This is a genomic window from Acidisoma sp. C75 (assembly GCF_054665095.1).
Window position 1 is genome coordinate 25,335 of sequence record NZ_BAAFHD010000013.1, and the last position, 15,180, is coordinate 40,514.

Genomic DNA, 15,180 nt, shown 5'->3' on the forward strand with positions numbered 1-15,180 from the left:
GCGAGCGGCACCCGCGCCCGCTCGCTACGCCTCGGGGGGGAAGAGCACGCCCGGGTTGAACAGCCCGGCGGGATCGAGCGCCGCCTTGATCCGGCGCATGAGGTCAAGCTCCACGCCGCCGCGCCAGCTGGCCATCAGCGGGGTCTTGAGCCGCCCGACGCCATGCTCGGCCGAGAAGCTGCCCGCATGGCGGCGCACCACGGCGTTGACGGCCTCCATCAGCGCGCCGGCCGCCGCCTCGAAGCGCGCCGCCGCCATGCCCTCCGGCTGCACCAGGTTGAAATGGATATTGCCGTCGCCGAGATGGCCGAAGGGCGCGACGATGACCCCCGGCAGGGCCGCGCGCGCCGCCTCCGCCGCCTCTTCGAGGAAGGCCGGCAGATCTCCGACCGCGACCGAGACATCGTTCTTGACGGAGAGGCCGGCCCGCTTCTGCGCTTCCGCATGCTCCTCCCGCAGCCGCCAGAAGGAGAGGCGCTGCGCCTCGTTCTGGGAGAGCGCGGCATCGCTGATCTCCCCCTGGTCGAGCGCCGCGCCGAGCACCTCTTCCAGCATCGCCTCGAAGCCGCGCCGCGCCTCCTCCCCGCCGCCGCCCGCGCAATCGAGCAGGATGTAGTGCGGGGCAGCCTCCACCGGCAGGCTGGCGCCCGGGATGTGGCGGAGCACGAGGCCGAGCGATTCCGCGCTCATATATTCGAAGGCGTGCAGGGCCGCGGCATCCCGCTGCCGCAGCCGGCCGAGGAGGGCGAGCGCCGAGCCCACCGCCGGCAGCGCGCAGAAGGCGCCGACCCGCGCCGAGACGCCGGGCTGCAACCGCAGCACGGCGGCGGTGATGATGCCGAGCGTGCCCTCGGAGCCCACGAAGAGTTGGCGCAACGCGTAGCCGGTATTGTCCTTGTGCAGCCGCCGCAGCCCGTGCCAGACGCGGCCATCGGCCAGCACCACCTCGACGCCGAGCACCATCTCCCGCGCATTGCCGAAGCGGAGCGTGTTGTTGCCGCCGGCGTTGGTCGCGAGCACGCCGCCGATCTGCGCGCTGCCTTCCGAACTGATCGAGAGCGGCAGCAGCAGCCCCGCCTCGGCCGCCATCCCTTGGGCGGCGGCGAGGGTGACGCCGGCTTCGACCGTCATCGTCATCTCGACCGGGTCGATCGCCCGCAGCGCCCGCATCCGCTCCAGGCTGACGACGATCGCCTCGCCCTCGGGCCCCGGCGTCGCGCCACCGACCATCGAGGTATTGCCGCCCTGGGGCACCACCGGCACCCCCGCCGCGGCGCAAAGCCGGATCGCCTCGGCGAGGGCCGCTGTCTCCCGCGGGCGGATGACGGCGCGCGGGCGGCCCTGGTAGAGCCGCCGCCAATCCGCCGCATAGCCCGCCATCTCCGCCGCATCGGTGAGCACCGCATCGGCGCCGAGCAGGGCTTCGAGCGCCGGGATGAGGGCCGCGGCCATCCTCAGCCCGGGCTCACGCCCGGCACGAGGCGTGTCGCGCCGGTATAGGGTTCGAGGCCGAGGGAGCCGGCGAGGCGCGCCAGCCGGCGGATGACGCTTTCGCCCGCGAAGACGCCCGAATTCTCTTCGAGATCCAGCACCAGCCGCTCGCCCGAGACGGTCAGCGATGCCTGGGAGAGCAGCCGCGGCGTGCCGCCCGAGAGGGTGTAGGCAAGCTGCAGGGCCGCGCCAAGGGTCTCGGCCCGCTGGACGGAATACATGTCGAGCAGCATGCGCGCCGGGGCGAGGTAGGGAGCATCCGGCTCGGCCTCGTAGCGCATGGCGATGGTCAGCGCCAGGAAGGCGCGGGTATGATGGTCCATCCCGGTGCCGGGCTGGCGCAGCACGCGCAGAAACCCCTGCTCGGCGCGATATTCCGGATGGTCGTGGCTCGCCACGTCCGAAAGCCAGCAGGCGGCCTCGCGCAGGAGCCGCTGGCTCGCCGTCTCGCGCGGGTTGAGCCCGGCGGTCCATTCGATGAGGCCGGGCGGCAGGGAGGGATCGCGGCTCATGGCGAGCGCCATGTCCCGCGCGGCGGCGGTGATCGGCTCGGCCGCGCGCACGGCGGGGGGCATGATGTGCATGAGCCAGCCTTCGCGCAGGCCGTTGGCGCTGAAGACGACGCGGCTCGCCCCCGTGATGCGCAACAGCCGCCGCAGCACGACGGCGGCGAAGGGCAGATCCTCGATCCGCCGGCGCGGCAGGCCGGGGAGCCGCTCCAGCGCGCGGCGGCTGGCACCCGCCACCACGCCCGCGAGATCCCGCGCCTCGTCCCGCTCGATCGTATAGTGGTGGAGCATGTTGAGCGGGTAGCTCGTCTGCGCCATGTGGATACGGGCGAGCGCGCGGAAGGCGCCGCCGACGAGGTAGAGATCCTGCCCCGCCGCCTCGGCGAGCCAGGGGATGCGCGCGGTATCCTCCTCCACGATCACCCGCGCCCGCAGCAGATCGCCCCCCGCCCGGTCAGCCAGACGGATGACGCCGAGCGGCATGGTCTCGCTGCGGATCGCCTGGCCGCCGATGAGCCGCACCGCTTCGAGCGAGCCGCCGCCGATATCGAGCAGGATGCCCTCGGCCTGGGGAATGCCGCAGAGCACACCGGCGGCGGAGAATGCCGCCTCCTCATGGCCGGAGAGGATGCGGATCGGCACCCCCGGCATGCGCGCCTTGAGCCCTTCCACAAATTCGGCGCCATTCTCCGAATCCCGCACCGCCGCGGTCGCCAGCACCTCGAAGGGGTCCGCCCCCATGGCGCGCGCCACCTCATGGTAGCGCCGCATGACGGTGAGCGCCTGGGCGACGCCCTCCTCGTTCAGCCGCCCGGTCTGCTGCAGGCCGCGGCCGAGCCGCAGCACCGCCTTCTCGTTGAAGATGGCGACCGGATTGCGCGACTCTCCTTCGAATACGACGAGCCGGACCGAATTCGAGCCCAGATCAACGACAGCGCAGCGGGGTAAGGTCAGCGGTCAGTCCTTCGTTGCATGGGATTTGCGGCCGATGTGCTGCAAAAGCGCCGGCCCGTGCAAGGCCGAGCCCCTGCCCGACAGCGACGGGTTGGTCATGAAGTAGTTATGCGCCGAGATCGGCTTGCGCCCGGCGGTGACGCGCCGCCAGCTGCCATCGGCGCCGAGTTCCCAGGATTGCAGATTGTCCTTGAGATCGACGACCATGATCTGGTCCAGCACCTGGGCATGCACCGTCGGGTTGCGGATCGGCACGAAGGTCTCGACCCGCATGTCGAGGTTGCGCGCCATCCAGTCGGCGCTCGAAATATAGACCTTGGCATGCCGGCTCGGCAGGGCATGGCCATTGCCGAAGGCGACGATGCGGGCATGTTCGAGAAACCGCCCGACGATCGACTTCACCCGGATATTCTCGGAAAGCCCAGGGATTCCGGGCCGCAGGCAGCAGATGCCGCGCACCACGCATTTCACCGGCACCCCGGCGCGGGAGGCCTTGTAGAGCAGGTCGATCATCGTCTCGTCCACGAGCGCATTGACCTTCAGCCAGATGCCGGAGGGGCGGCCTTCCTGCGCCGCCTTGATCTCGTCCTCGATCAGATGGGTGATCCGCTTGCGGGTGGTGAGCGGGCTATAGGCGATCGCATCCATCTTCTCGGGCTTGGCATAGCCCGTCATGAAGTTGAACAGCCGCGCGGCATCGCGGGTGAGTTCCGGATCGCAGGTGAAGAAGCTGAGGTCGGTGTAGATCCGCGCCGTGATCGGGTGATAGTTGCCGGTGCCGAAATGCGCGTAGGAGCGCACGCCCGATCCCTCGCGGCGGACGACGAGCGAGAGCTTGGCGTGGGTCTTGAGCTCGGTGAAGCCGAAGACGACCTGCACGCCGGCCGCTTCCAGCGCGCGGGAGAGGCGGATATTGGCCTCCTCGTCGAAGCGGGCGCGCAGTTCCACCATGGCGGTGACGGATTTGCCCGCCTCCGCCGCCTCGATCAGCGTCTTGACGATCGGGCTGTCCTTGCTCGTGCGGTAGAGCGTCTGCTTGATCGCGACCACCGCCGGGTCCTGCGCCGCCTGGCGGAGGAACTGCACCACCACGTCGAAGCTCTCGAAAGGATGGTGGACGATGATGTCCTTGGCGCGGATGGCGGCGAAGCAATCCCCGCCGAAATCGCGGATGCGCTCGGGGAAGCGCGGCGTATAGGGGGTGAAGAGCAGGTCCGGCCTATCGTCCACGATGAGCTGCTTGAGATCGACGACGCCGAGGATGCCCGCCTCCTCGAAAACCTCCTCCGGCGGGGCGGCGACCGCATCGCGCACGATCTGCTTCAGCTCCTCCGGCATCGAGGCCTGGAGCGCGAGGTTGATCGCCACCCCGCGGCGGCGGCGCTTGAGCGCGGTTTCGTAGGAGAGCACGAGATCGGCCGCCTCATCCTCGAACTCGACATCGGTATCGCGGATGACGCGAAAGAGGCCCTGCGCCTCCCGCGCATAGCCGGGGAAGAGATGTTCGAGGAACAGCCCCACCACGTCTTCCAGCATCACGAAGCGGATCGGCGCCCCGGCCTCGCCCGGCAGGCGGATGAAGCGCTCCACCTGGCTCGGCAGCGGGATGAGGGCGCGCATGACGTGCCGGTCATGGTTCGAGACCAGGAGCAGTGCCACCACCAGCCCCATATTGGGGATGAAGGGGAAGGGATGCGCCGGGTCGATCGCAAGCGGCGTCAGCACCGGGAAGATGCGGTCCATGAAATAGGCGTCGAGCCATTCCCGATCGGCCGGGGAGAGCGTGTCGATATCGGCGACGACGAGGCCGGCGGCGGCAAGCTCGGCCCGCACGCGGGTCCAGGCATGCTGCTGATCGGCGAGGAGCCGCCGGGCACGGGTATTGATCTGGGCGAGTTGCTGCGCCGGCGTCAGCCCATCGGGCGATGTGGTGACGACGCCCGCCTTGGCCTGGCCGACGAGGCCGGCGACGCGCACGGAATAGAACTCGTCGAGGTTGGAGGCGCTGATCGAGATGAAGCGCAGCCGTTCCAGCAGGGGGTGGTGGCGGTTTTCCGCCTCTTCGACGACGCGATGGTTGAAATCGAGCCAGGAGAGTTCCCGGTTGCTAAAGCGCTGAGTCGAATCAGGGCCGATCGCCGGCTGTTCGGCGCTGGCCCCGGCGGTGGACGCCGGCGCGCGGTGGCTCTTCGCGGGCTCCGGCGCGGGCGAAGCGAGGGCGGAGGATGCTGCGGCGGGGATCACATCTGCGGCTGTCATCCGGCCATCCTAGAGGAGAATCTCTTCGCTTGGGGAGGCGGCGCGCACGGGCTTATCGGAAACGTCATCCGCCGGTTGGGCGGCGGTTTCCTCTGCGCCGTCACCGGCCAGACGGGCGACGAGATCGGCCGCCATCGCACGTGTGATGCGCCCGCCCGCGGCCAGCGCCTGCCGGTCGAGCCGGGCGGCCGCTTCCCGCAGCGCCGCCGGGTGGCGCGGCAGGCGGGCGAGCAGCCATTCCTGCAGGCTTTCGGCAAGGATGAGCTGCCGGTCCGAGAGCAGGCGGGCGAAGAGCGCGCGCAGGAGCGGCTCCTCCGCCGGGCGCAGCCCCACCGCCGTCATGGCGCGCAGCCGGCTCGCAAGATCGGGCAGCGCCACGCGGAAGCGCGCCGGCGCCTGCCGCCCGGCCAGCAGCAGCGGGCGGCGCATCTCGCCCGCGAGGTTGATGAGATGCAGGAGCGCCGTCTCGTCCGGCACCGTATCGGCATCGTCGAGGGCGATCGCCGGGGTGCCGGCGAGTTCCGGCAGACGGCGGAGCGCCGCCCCGGCGATGAGCAGCGCGCCATGCCGCTCGGCCCAGAGCTGCAGCAGATGCGTCTTGCCGCAGCCGGCCTCGCCGTAGAGTGCGAGCCGCCCGGCAGGCCAGCCCGGCACCCGGCCGAGCCAGGCACGCGCCTCCTCGTTGGAGGGGGCGGCGATGAAATCCTCCACCCGAAAGCGCGGGACATGCGCGAAAGGCAGGGCCAGTTGCCGGATGGGCTCGGGGGCGTCGGCGCTCATCGGCGCAATCTATTCGTCACCCGGCGGCGGGTCGAGATAGAGCGGGCTTTGCAGGTAGCGGCGGAGCCAGAAGCGGGCGAGGACGCCGAGCGCGGCCGTGACCGGCACGGCGAGCAGGACGCCGAGAAAGCCGAAGGCCGCCCCGCCGGCGAGCAGCGCGAAGATCACCAGCACGTCGTGCAGCCCGACCCGGTTGCCGAGCAGGCGGGGATAGATGACGTAGCTTTCCAGCACCTGGCCGAGCATGAAGACGGCGATGACCCAGAAGACCCCGGCCCAGGTCGGGAATTGCGCGATGGCAAGGCCGACCGAGGTGAAGAAGCCAGTGATCAACCCGACATAGGGGATGAAGGAGAGCGCGCCCGCCATCAGCCCGACGATGAGGCCGAGATCAAGCCCGACCACTGTCAGTCCGATCGCGTAGAAGGCGCCGAGGATGAGGCAGCAGAGCAGCTGCCCGCGCAGCCAGGCGGAGAGGATGCGATCCACCTCATGCACCTGGGCGCGGATGATGCCGGCATAGCGGCGCGGCAGGATGCGGTCGATCAGCGCCACCAGGCGCGGCCAGTCCCGCAGCAGGTAGAAGGCGGCGATGGGGGTGACGACGAGCAGCGTGATGGCATTGACGATGGCGAAGCCGCTGCCGAGCACCCGGCTCAGCGCCCCCACCGCATAGGGGATCATCGCGCCGGCATGGCTCGCCACGATCTCCCGCAGCTTGGTATCGACGAAATCGGCGCCGAGATGCTGTTGCAGATGGGAGAGCGTGCCATTCGCCCAGGCCTGCACCTTGACGACGTATTCCGGCACCCGGGCGAGCAGCAGGCCGATCTGGGAGAGCATGATCGGATACAGAAGAAAGGCGAAGGCGGCGACGCCGGCGGCGAGCCCGATGACGAGGAGCAGCGCCGCCGCCCAGCGCGGCACGCCGAAACGGGTGAGCCGCAGCGCCACCGGATCGAGGAAATAGGCGATGCCGCTCGCCACCACGAAGGGCAGCAGGATCGAGGAAAAGAGGTAGAGGAAGACCAGGAAGGCCGCGAAGAGGCCAAGGATCAGCGCGATCCTCTGGCCCCGGCTCGACCGGCCGGCCGGCCGCGGCCCTGGCATCATGCCCGCGCGCTCATGGCAGGGCGCGGCCGACCAGCGCTTGCGCCCCAGCCCCCGGTTGCGCCACGACGCGCCCTGTGATTGTTTCCGCGCCTTGCCAAACGATCTTCCCGCATTGCCCGGCGCCTGAAGCCACCAAATGTGGCCGCTGCCCGGACCAACGCCTAGCGCATCGAGGGCCCTGATGACCAGAGCGGCTGACACCCCCCAAGGCGCGACCTATGCCGAAGCCGGCGTCGATATCGACGCGGGCGACGCGCTTGTCGATGCCATCAAGCCGCTTGCCCGCGCCACGGCGCGCCCTGGCGTGATGGGCTCGCTCGGCGGCTTCGGCGCGCTCTTCGATCTCAAGGCCGCCGGCTTCCGGGATCCGGTGCTGATCTCCTCCACCGATGGCGTCGGCACCAAGCTCAAGATCGCGATCGATTGCGGGCTGCATGATACGGTCGGCATCGATCTCGTCGCCATGTGCGTCAACGATCTCGTGGTGCAGGGGGCGGAGCCGCTCTTCTTCCTCGACTATTTCGCGACCGGCGGGCTCGACGTCGCGCAGGCGCGGCGCGTCATCGCCGGCATCGCCGAGGGTTGCCGCCTTTCGGGCTGCGCCCTGGTGGGCGGCGAGACCGCCGAGATGCCGGGCATGTACAAGGCCGGGGATTACGATCTCGCAGGCTTCACGGTGGGTGCGGCCGAGCGGGATGCGCTGCTGCCGCGCGATGTGGCGCCGGGGGATGTGGTGCTCGGCCTCGCCAGCAGCGGCGTGCATTCCAACGGCTTCTCCCTCGTCCGCCGTGTGGTGGAGCTGGCAGGCGCCGATATGGCCGGCCCCTCGCCCTTCGCCCCGGGCCAGAGCCTCGCCGAGAGCCTGATGGCGCCGACGAAGCTCTACGTACGCTCGCTGCTCGCGCTGCACCGGCGCGGCCTGCTCAAGGCGGCCGCCCACATCACCGGCGGCGGCCTGCCCGGCAACCTGCCGCGCGCGCTGCCCGATGGCACGCTCGCCCGGCTCGACGCCGCAAGCTGGCGCCTGCCGCCCGTCTTCCCCTGGCTCGCGCGCGCAGGTGGCATCGCGGCCGAGGAGATGCTGCGCGTCTTCAACTGCGGCATCGGCATGGCGGTGATTGTTGCGGACGGGGATGCGGCCGAGGCACAGGCGCTGCTGGAAGCCGAGGGCGAGACGGTGTTTCCGATCGGCGCCGTCGAAGCGGCGGCGGGCGCGCCGCGCACCGAGATCGCCCTGCCCGCGGGCTGGCCGCTGTGATGGTGCGACGGCGCCGGGTCGGCCTGCTCATCAGCGGGCGCGGCTCGAACATGGAAGCCCTCATCGACGCCGCGAAGGCGCCGGCCTACCCGGCCGAGATCGTGCTCGTGCTCTCGAACAACCCGGAGGCGAGCGGGCTGGCCCGCGCCGCCGCGCACGGGATCGCGACGCGCGCGATCGACCACCGCCCCTTCGGACGGGACCGCGCGGCGCATGAGGCGGAGATCGACGGCGCGCTGCGCGCCGCGGGCGTCGAAATCGTCTGCCTCGCGGGCTATATGCGGCTGCTCTCGCCCTTCCTGGTCTCAGCCTGGGCGGGGCGGATGCTCAATATCCATCCGAGCCTGCTGCCCGCCCATAAGGGCCTGCATACCCATGAGCGGGCGATCGAAGCGGGCGATGCCGAGCATGGCTGCACGGTGCATCTGGTGACGGAGGATCTCGATTCCGGCCCGATCCTGGCCCAGGCCCGCGTCCCCGTTATGCCGGGCGATACGCCCGCAGACCTCGCCGAACGGGTGCTGGCGGAGGAGCACAAGCTCTACCCGGCAGCACTCAAGGCATTTGCCGCGGGGCTCGCGTCATAAAAAAGGCGGGAGCCTTGGCCCCCGCCCTTCCGGTTCACACCGGAGGCCTTTTTCAGCCGACGATGTCGGTGCCGGCGAAGAAATAGGCGATCTCGATCGCCGCATTCTCGGCGCTGTCCGAGCCATGCACGGAATTCGCCTCGATGCTCTCGGCGAACTCGGCGCGGATGGTGCCCGGCTCCGCGTTCTTGGGGTTGGTCGCGCCCATCAGCTCGCGGTTGCGGGCAACCGCGTTCTCGCCTTCCAGCACCTGCAGCACGACCGGGCCGGAGATCATGAAGGTCACGAGGTCGTTGAAGAAGGGCCGCTCCTTATGCACCGCATAGAAACCCTCGGCCTGGGCGCGGGAAAGCTGCACCCGCTTCTGGGCGACGATGCGGAGGCCGTTCTTCTCGAACACCGCGTTGATGGCGCCGGTCAGGTTGCGGCGGGTCGCGTCCGGCTTCAGGATGGAAAAAGTGCGCTCGATAGCCATGGGTCCGGTCTTTCTCTCGACGTGAAGATCTCTGCGCGCGGCTTTAGAGGGTCAGGCCATCCCCCGCAAGCCGACACGGTTTCTAACGCCGCCGATTCTCGCTACATCCCGCCCCTATGAGCCTCCTCACGATCCGCGATCTCTCCATCTCCATCAAGGGCCGGCCGCTGCTCGAGAATGCCGATCTCACGGTCGATCCCGGCCGGCGCATCGGCCTCGTCGGCCGCAACGGCACTGGCAAATCGACGCTGATGCGGGCGATCGGTGGTGATCTCACGCCCGATGGCGGGGAGATCCGCCTCGCCGTCCGGGCCAGGATGGGCGCCGTTGCCCAGGAAGCGCCGGGCGGGTCGATCACGCCGATCGAGGTCGTGCTCGCCGCCGATCGCGAGCGCACCAGCCTGCTCGCCGAGGCGGAAGCGCCGGAGACCGATCCGCATCGCCTGGCCGAAGTGCATGAGCGCCTGCGCACGATCGAGGCGGAGAGCGCGCCGGCCCGCGCCGGCGCCATCCTGAGCGGGCTCGGCTTCTCGCTCGAACGCCAGCAGGGGCCGATGAGCGCGCTTTCGGGCGGCTGGCGGATGCGCGTGGCACTCGCCTCCGCGCTTTTCGGCAACCCCGACCTCCTGCTGCTCGACGAGCCGACCAACCATCTCGACCTCGAAGCCTCCCTCTGGCTGGAAACCTGGCTCGCCCGCTTCCCGGGCGCCGCGCTCATCGTCTCGCATGATCGCGGCTTGCTCGATCGCTCTGTCGAAGCCATCGCCCATCTCGACCGCGGCAAGATCGCGCTCTACCCCGGCGGCTTCGCCGAATTCCTGCGTATCCGGGGCGAGCGCGCGGCCCAGCAGAAGCGTATGGCCGAGCGGGTCACGGAGGAGCGGGCGCGCATCCAGGCCTTCGTCGATCGCTTCCGCGCGAAAGCGACCAAGGCCCGCCAGGCGCAAAGCCGGCTCAAGGCGCTGGAACGGCTGCCTCCCGTGGAGACCGTCGTCGAAGACGCGCCGACGCGCTTCGCCTTCCCCGAGCCATCGCGGCTTGCCCCGCCGATCCTCACCCTCGATCGTGTCGCCGTCGGCTATGCCGGCAAGCCGGTGCTGCGGGGCATCTCGCTCAGCCTCGATACGGACGATCGGGTGGCGCTGCTCGGCGCCAACGGCAACGGCAAATCGACGCTCGCCAAGCTCATCGCCGGCTCCCTCGCGCCCTTGAGCGGCGAGAGCCGGCGGGCGCCGGGGCTGAAAGTGGGCTACTTCGCGCAGGATCAGGCGGAGGCGCTGGTGCTGTCGGAGACGCCGATCGACCACATGGCCCGGGCGCTGCCGAAGGCGACGCCCGCCCAGGTCCGCGCGCAGCTTGCCCGCTTCGGCCTTGATGCCGACCGCGCGGAGACGAAGGTCGGCGAGCTATCGGGCGGCGAGAAGGGCCGGCTGCTGCTCTCGCTCGCGACGCGCGATGCGCCGCATTTGCTGATCCTCGACGAGCCGACCAACCATCTCGATATCGATGCCAAGGAGGCGCTGATCCGCGCTTTAGCCGATTACACGGGCGCGGTGTTGCTCATCACCCACGATCCGCATCTGGTGGAGTTGGTGGCGGACCGGCTGTGGCTGGTGGCGGACGGCACGGCCGGCCCCTTCGACGGCGACATGGAGGAGTATCGGCAGAAGATCGCGGGTGCGGCGAGCGGCCCGGCGCGGGTGGAGGCTTCGGCGCCGACACGCCAGGACGACCGGCGGGAGCGTGCCGAGGCGCGCGCCGCCCTCGCGCCCCTGCGGCGTGCGGCACAGGAGGCGGAGAAGAAGATCGCCAAGCTCGAAGCCGATCGCGCGCGCATCGAAGGCATCCTCGCCGATCCCGGCTTCTACGAGAAATACGGTGCGGCCGAGATCACCCGCGGGCAGCAGAAGCTCGCTGCCATTGCGCGGGAATTGCAGGCGGCGGAGGAAGCCTGGCTCGAAGCTTCGGCGGCCTTGGAAGAAGCGGGGTAGCTACCGCCGGTAGGGCAGCGGCATCAGCGCGCGGATGGGCAGCTTGATCGGCGCGATGAGCCCGGGGAGGATGACTTTCGCCTCCGGCGCATGGTCCATCAGCATCTCCCGGCAGGCGCCGCAGGGCGAGACGATGGCGAGCGTACGATCATCCTCCTCGGCCTTGGGGTGGCGGATGGCGACCGCGGTTTCCACCGTGCCATCCCCTTCGAGAATGGCGCGGCCGAGGGCGATGGGCTCGGCGCAGATCTGCATCCGCCCGACGGTCGCACCCAGATGGATGCCGGTCCAGATCCGCCCGTCCCGCCCGCGGATGGCGGCCGAGACCATGTGCCAGAAGGGCTTGTAGTGCCGGGCGATGGTCTCCCGCGCCGCTTCGATGAGCGCTTCATCCGCCTCCGTCAGCGCCTCGACGGCGACGCCCGGTTCGGTTTCATTCGGCAGCCTCAAGCTCGTCTCCCGTCGGGTCGGTCATCATGGCGTTGACCACGATGCCCGACTGCTCGCGAATCTTCAATTCGATGGCATCCGCGATCGCCGGGTTATCGAGCAGGAACTGCCTGGCATTGTTGCGGCCCTGGCCGATGCGCTGATTGTCGAAGCTGAACCAGGAGCCGGACTTCTCGACGATCCCGGCCTTGACGCCGAGATCGATCAGCTCGCCCATCTTGCTGACGCCCTCGCCATACATGATGTCGAACTCGACCTGCCGGAAGGGGGGTGCGAGCTTGTTCTTGACGACCTTTACCCGCGTCTGATTGCCGACGACATCCTCCTTCTCCTTGATCTGCCCGATCCGGCGGATATCGAGGCGGATGGAGGCGTAGAATTTCAGCGCATTGCCGCCCGTCGTCGTCTCCGGGCTGCCGAACATGACGCCGATCTTGAGGCGGATCTGGTTGAGGAAGATGAAGGTCGTCTTGGAGCGCGAGACCGAGCCCGTGAGCTTGCGCAGGGCCTGGCTCATGAGGCGGGCATGCAGGCCGACATGGCTATCCCCCATCTCGCCTTCCAGCTCCGCCCGCGGCACCAGGGCTGCCACGCTATCGACCACCAGCACGTCGATCGCGCCGGAACGCACCAGCGTATCGGCGATTTCGAGCGCCTGCTCCCCGGCATCGGGCTGGCTGATGAGGAGGTTATCGACATCGACGCCGAGCTTGCGCGCATAGACCGGATCGAGCGCGTGTTCGGCATCGATGAAGGCGCAGGTGCCGCCGCGCTTCTGGGCCTCGGCGATGGTGTGCAGCGCGAGCGTCGTCTTGCCCGAGCTTTCCGGCCCGTAGATTTCGATGATCCGCCCGCGCGGCATGCCGCCGATGCCCAAAGCGAGATCGAGCCCGATGGAGCCCGAGGGGATGATCTCGATCTGCTCGTCCGAGCTGCGCGAGCCCATGCGCATCACGGAACCCTTGCCGAAGGCCCGCTCGATCTGCTGCAAAGCGGCGTCCAGAGCCTTGGTCTTTTCCATAATCATCCCTCTCAGGGCGGCAAAACAGCCGCGCGCGACTCGGCGCTGCGCCGAAACTCACCGGTGAGTCTGAGGGAATAGGAACAATTTGGCAACTCCCCAGCAAGGAAAGCTCCCTGCCCTTGCCCCTGCCCTCGCCTTCGGCCCTCAACCCGTCAGTTGCATAAGCGTTACGATATTCACCCCCGCACTGTCCATGTTCCGCTGCGCCTCGGCGAGCGAGCCATCGACATCGATCCCACGGCAGGCATCCTCCACGACCGAGACGGCGAGGCCGAAGCGCCGCGCATCGATCGCCGTCCAGGCGACACAGAAATCGGTGGCCAGGCCGCAGATGACAACCTCCCCGATGCCGCGGCTGGCGAGCCAGCCATCGAGGCCGGTGCGGGTCCGCCGATCGGCTTCGAGGAAGGCGGAGTAGCTATCCACCGCCGCGTGCAGGCCCTTGCGCAGGATGAGGCTGGCATGGGGAATGGCGAGGCCGGGGGCGAAGTCCGCGCCTTCGGTGCCCATCACGCAATGATCCGGCCAGAGCACCTGCGGGCCGTAGAAGGCTTCCACACGCTCGTAAACCTGCCGGCCGGGATGGCTGGAGGCGAAGGAGGAATGCCCGCGCGGATGCCAATCCTGCGTCAGCACCACCGTCTCGAAAGCGGCAGCGAGACGGTTGACGGCGGGGATGATGCCATCGCCCCCCGGCACGCCGAGCGCGCCGCCCGGCAGGAAATCCTTCTGCGGATCAACCACGATCAGCGCCCGGCCGCTGCCACCCATGCTTCTGCCCTCCGCCTCCGCGCGCCTTCTTTGCCCGTGCGCGCCATCACGGCGCGGGATGATCGCCCGCCTGCACCGCTGCGAGCTTGGCCATCACCTCGGCCATGATCTCCTCTTCCGGCTGGTCGATACTGACGGCGATCGCCTCATCCGCACCCGGCGGCTCCAGCGCGTCGAACTGGCTGCGCAGCAGCGAGGCGGGCATGAAATGCCGCTTGCGGTGCTGCATGCGGCCGAGCAGCAGATCGTAACTCCCGTCGAGAAAGACGAACAGCACATCCTCATGCCCGGCGCGCAGGATGGCGCGGTAGGCGCGCTTGAGCGCCGAGCAGGTGATGACGCAGTGCGCCCCGCGCGCCCGCGCCTCCTCGATCCGCGCGGCGATGCTTTCGAGCCAGGGCTTGCGATCGGCATCGGTGAGCGGGATGCCGGCGGTCATCTTGCCGATATTGGCCGGCGGATGCAGATCATCCCCCTCGATCATCGGCCAGCGGAGTTGCTTCGCGACCTCGGCCGCGATGGTCGATTTGCCGCTGCCGGAGACGCCCATGAAGATCAGGGCGGTGACGGAGGGAAACTTCGTGCTGTCGGGCAAGGGCGCGGCTCCGCTCGGGTTGCCTTCCGCAATAGGTGATTTTTGCCCCCTGTGACAGGGGGCGCCGCAGACCGCTAGAAAAGCGTCATGCGCATCCGGCTCACCGGCTCTCCCGGCTGGCTCGGCCATCGCCTCGCGCCCCGGCGGCGCGCGGCAGGCCACGCGGGGATCGGGCTCGATGTCGCACCCGGCGCCGAGACGGGGCGCTGCCCTTCACGCATGATCCCGCCTATACTGGGCCGCAAGCAGGGGAAAGGCTGACGCCATGATCACCACGATCGCGGAGTTGGAGGCGCTCTACGGGCCGGCGAGTCCGCGCTCGATCGAGAAGGAGCTGCACAGTCTCAGCCCCGAATACCGCGCCTTCGTGGAAGCCTCACCTTTCGTCGTCATCGCGACCGCCGGGCCCGAGGGGCTCGACTGCTCGCCGAAAGGCGACGCGCCCGGCTTCGTGCAAATCCTGGACGATCAGACCCTCGCCATCCCCGACCGGCCCGGCAACAACCGCATCGACAATCTGCGCAACATCATCCGCGATCCGCGCATTTCCGTGCTCTTCATGGTGCCGGGGGTGGGGGAGACGCTGCGCGTCAACGGCCGGGGCGCGATCTCGGCCGAGCCCGGGATGCTCGCCCGCTTCCCCGTCGGCGGCAAGCTGCCCAAGACCGTCATCCTGGTGACGATCGAGAGCGTCTATGTCCATTGCCCGAAGGCGTTCCTCCGCTCGCATCTGTGGGAGACCGAAGCCTGGCCCGGAGACCGGCCAGTGCCGACGCTCGGCCAGATGCTGCAAAGCGCCTCGGGCGGCAAGATCGACGCCCAGGCCTATGATCGGGCGGCGCCGGCGCGCAATCTCGAGACGCTCTACTAAGGGTGCGTCAGAAGGCGCCCGCGCATGGCGGGCAGAAGGCGGCCCGGTTAAC

14 protein-coding genes are annotated in these 15,180 nt (G+C 69.3%); 4 read left to right on the top strand and 10 right to left on the bottom strand.

The genetic code is table 11. The features are described 5' to 3' along the window. Nucleotides 1-24: 24 nt before the first annotated feature. From ACYQ7X_RS16040 to ACYQ7X_RS16060, 5 genes are read right to left on the bottom strand one after another with little or no spacing between them, the layout of a single operon-like run. Nucleotides 25-1,452, bottom strand: a complete 1,428-nt coding sequence (locus ACYQ7X_RS16040) for an FAD-binding oxidoreductase (protein WP_459698077.1) — start codon at nt 1,450-1,452, stop codon at nt 25-27. A 2-nt stretch (nt 1,453-1,454) separates the two neighbouring features. Continuing rightward, entirely contained in the window at nt 1,455-2,954 is a 1,500-nt protein-coding gene (locus ACYQ7X_RS16045) for a Ppx/GppA phosphatase family protein (RefSeq protein ID WP_459698145.1), read from the bottom strand. Nucleotides 2,955-2,957: 3 nt separating this feature from the next. Further along, a complete protein-coding gene (locus ACYQ7X_RS16050; protein ID WP_459698078.1) occupies nt 2,958-5,213 on the bottom strand; it encodes an RNA degradosome polyphosphate kinase in 2,256 nt (751 codons plus the stop codon). 9 nt (nt 5,214-5,222) lie between these two features. Next, a complete protein-coding gene (locus tag ACYQ7X_RS16055) occupies nt 5,223-5,993 on the bottom strand; it encodes a P-loop NTPase family protein (RefSeq protein WP_459698079.1) in 771 nt (256 codons plus the stop codon). A 9-nt stretch (nt 5,994-6,002) separates the two neighbouring features. Next, nucleotides 6,003-7,106, bottom strand: coding sequence for an AI-2E family transporter (locus ACYQ7X_RS16060; RefSeq protein ID WP_459698080.1), 1,104 nt, complete (start codon nt 7,104-7,106; stop codon nt 6,003-6,005). A 181-nt stretch (nt 7,107-7,287) separates the two neighbouring features. Here ACYQ7X_RS16060 and purM point away from each other — a divergent pair, with 181 nt between their 5' ends. After that, a complete protein-coding gene (purM, locus tag ACYQ7X_RS16065; protein WP_459698081.1) occupies nt 7,288-8,364 on the top strand; it encodes a phosphoribosylformylglycinamidine cyclo-ligase in 1,077 nt (358 codons plus the stop codon). Beyond that, on the top strand, nt 8,364-8,951 hold the full coding sequence (gene purN, locus ACYQ7X_RS16070) for a phosphoribosylglycinamide formyltransferase (RefSeq protein WP_459698082.1): 588 nt from the start codon (nt 8,364-8,366) through the stop codon (nt 8,949-8,951). Before purM ends, purN begins: the two co-directional genes overlap by 1 nt. 52 nt (nt 8,952-9,003) lie before the next feature. On the opposite strand, the gene ndk is transcribed toward purN, so the two are convergent. After that, a complete protein-coding gene (gene ndk / locus ACYQ7X_RS16075; protein ID WP_459698083.1) occupies nt 9,004-9,426 on the bottom strand; it encodes a nucleoside-diphosphate kinase in 423 nt (140 codons plus the stop codon). Nucleotides 9,427-9,542: 116 nt separating this feature from the next. Between ndk and ACYQ7X_RS16080 the strand changes: the two genes are divergently transcribed. After that, nucleotides 9,543-11,417: an ABC-F family ATP-binding cassette domain-containing protein gene (locus ACYQ7X_RS16080; RefSeq protein WP_459698084.1), complete on the top strand. Its 1,875-nt coding sequence runs from the start codon at nt 9,543-9,545 to the stop codon at nt 11,415-11,417. On the opposite strand, the gene ACYQ7X_RS16085 is transcribed toward ACYQ7X_RS16080, so the two are convergent. The 4 genes from ACYQ7X_RS16085 to ACYQ7X_RS16100 all read right to left on the bottom strand — a co-directional run bounded on the left by ACYQ7X_RS16085 (nt 11,418) and on the right by ACYQ7X_RS16100 (nt 14,257). Next, nucleotides 11,418-11,867: a cytidine deaminase gene (locus tag ACYQ7X_RS16085; RefSeq protein ID WP_459698085.1), complete on the bottom strand. Its 450-nt coding sequence runs from the start codon at nt 11,865-11,867 to the stop codon at nt 11,418-11,420. Further along, nucleotides 11,851-12,888: a recombinase RecA gene (gene recA / locus ACYQ7X_RS16090; RefSeq protein WP_459698086.1), complete on the bottom strand. Its 1,038-nt coding sequence runs from the start codon at nt 12,886-12,888 to the stop codon at nt 11,851-11,853. The genes ACYQ7X_RS16085 and recA overlap by 17 nt, the downstream gene beginning before the upstream one ends. Before the next feature lie 147 nt (nt 12,889-13,035). Next, entirely contained in the window at nt 13,036-13,662 is a 627-nt protein-coding gene (gene pncA, locus ACYQ7X_RS16095) for a bifunctional nicotinamidase/pyrazinamidase (RefSeq protein WP_459698087.1), read from the bottom strand. 46 nt (nt 13,663-13,708) lie between these two features. Then, nucleotides 13,709-14,257: a gluconokinase gene (locus ACYQ7X_RS16100; RefSeq protein ID WP_459698088.1), complete on the bottom strand. Its 549-nt coding sequence runs from the start codon at nt 14,255-14,257 to the stop codon at nt 13,709-13,711. Between the two features lie 265 nt (nt 14,258-14,522). On the opposite strand from ACYQ7X_RS16100, the gene ACYQ7X_RS16105 reads away from it, so the two are divergent. Next, complete coding sequence (locus tag ACYQ7X_RS16105) at nt 14,523-15,128, top strand: pyridoxamine 5'-phosphate oxidase family protein (protein WP_459698089.1); 606 nt, start codon at nt 14,523-14,525, stop codon at nt 15,126-15,128. Nucleotides 15,129-15,180: the final 52 nt, after the last annotated feature.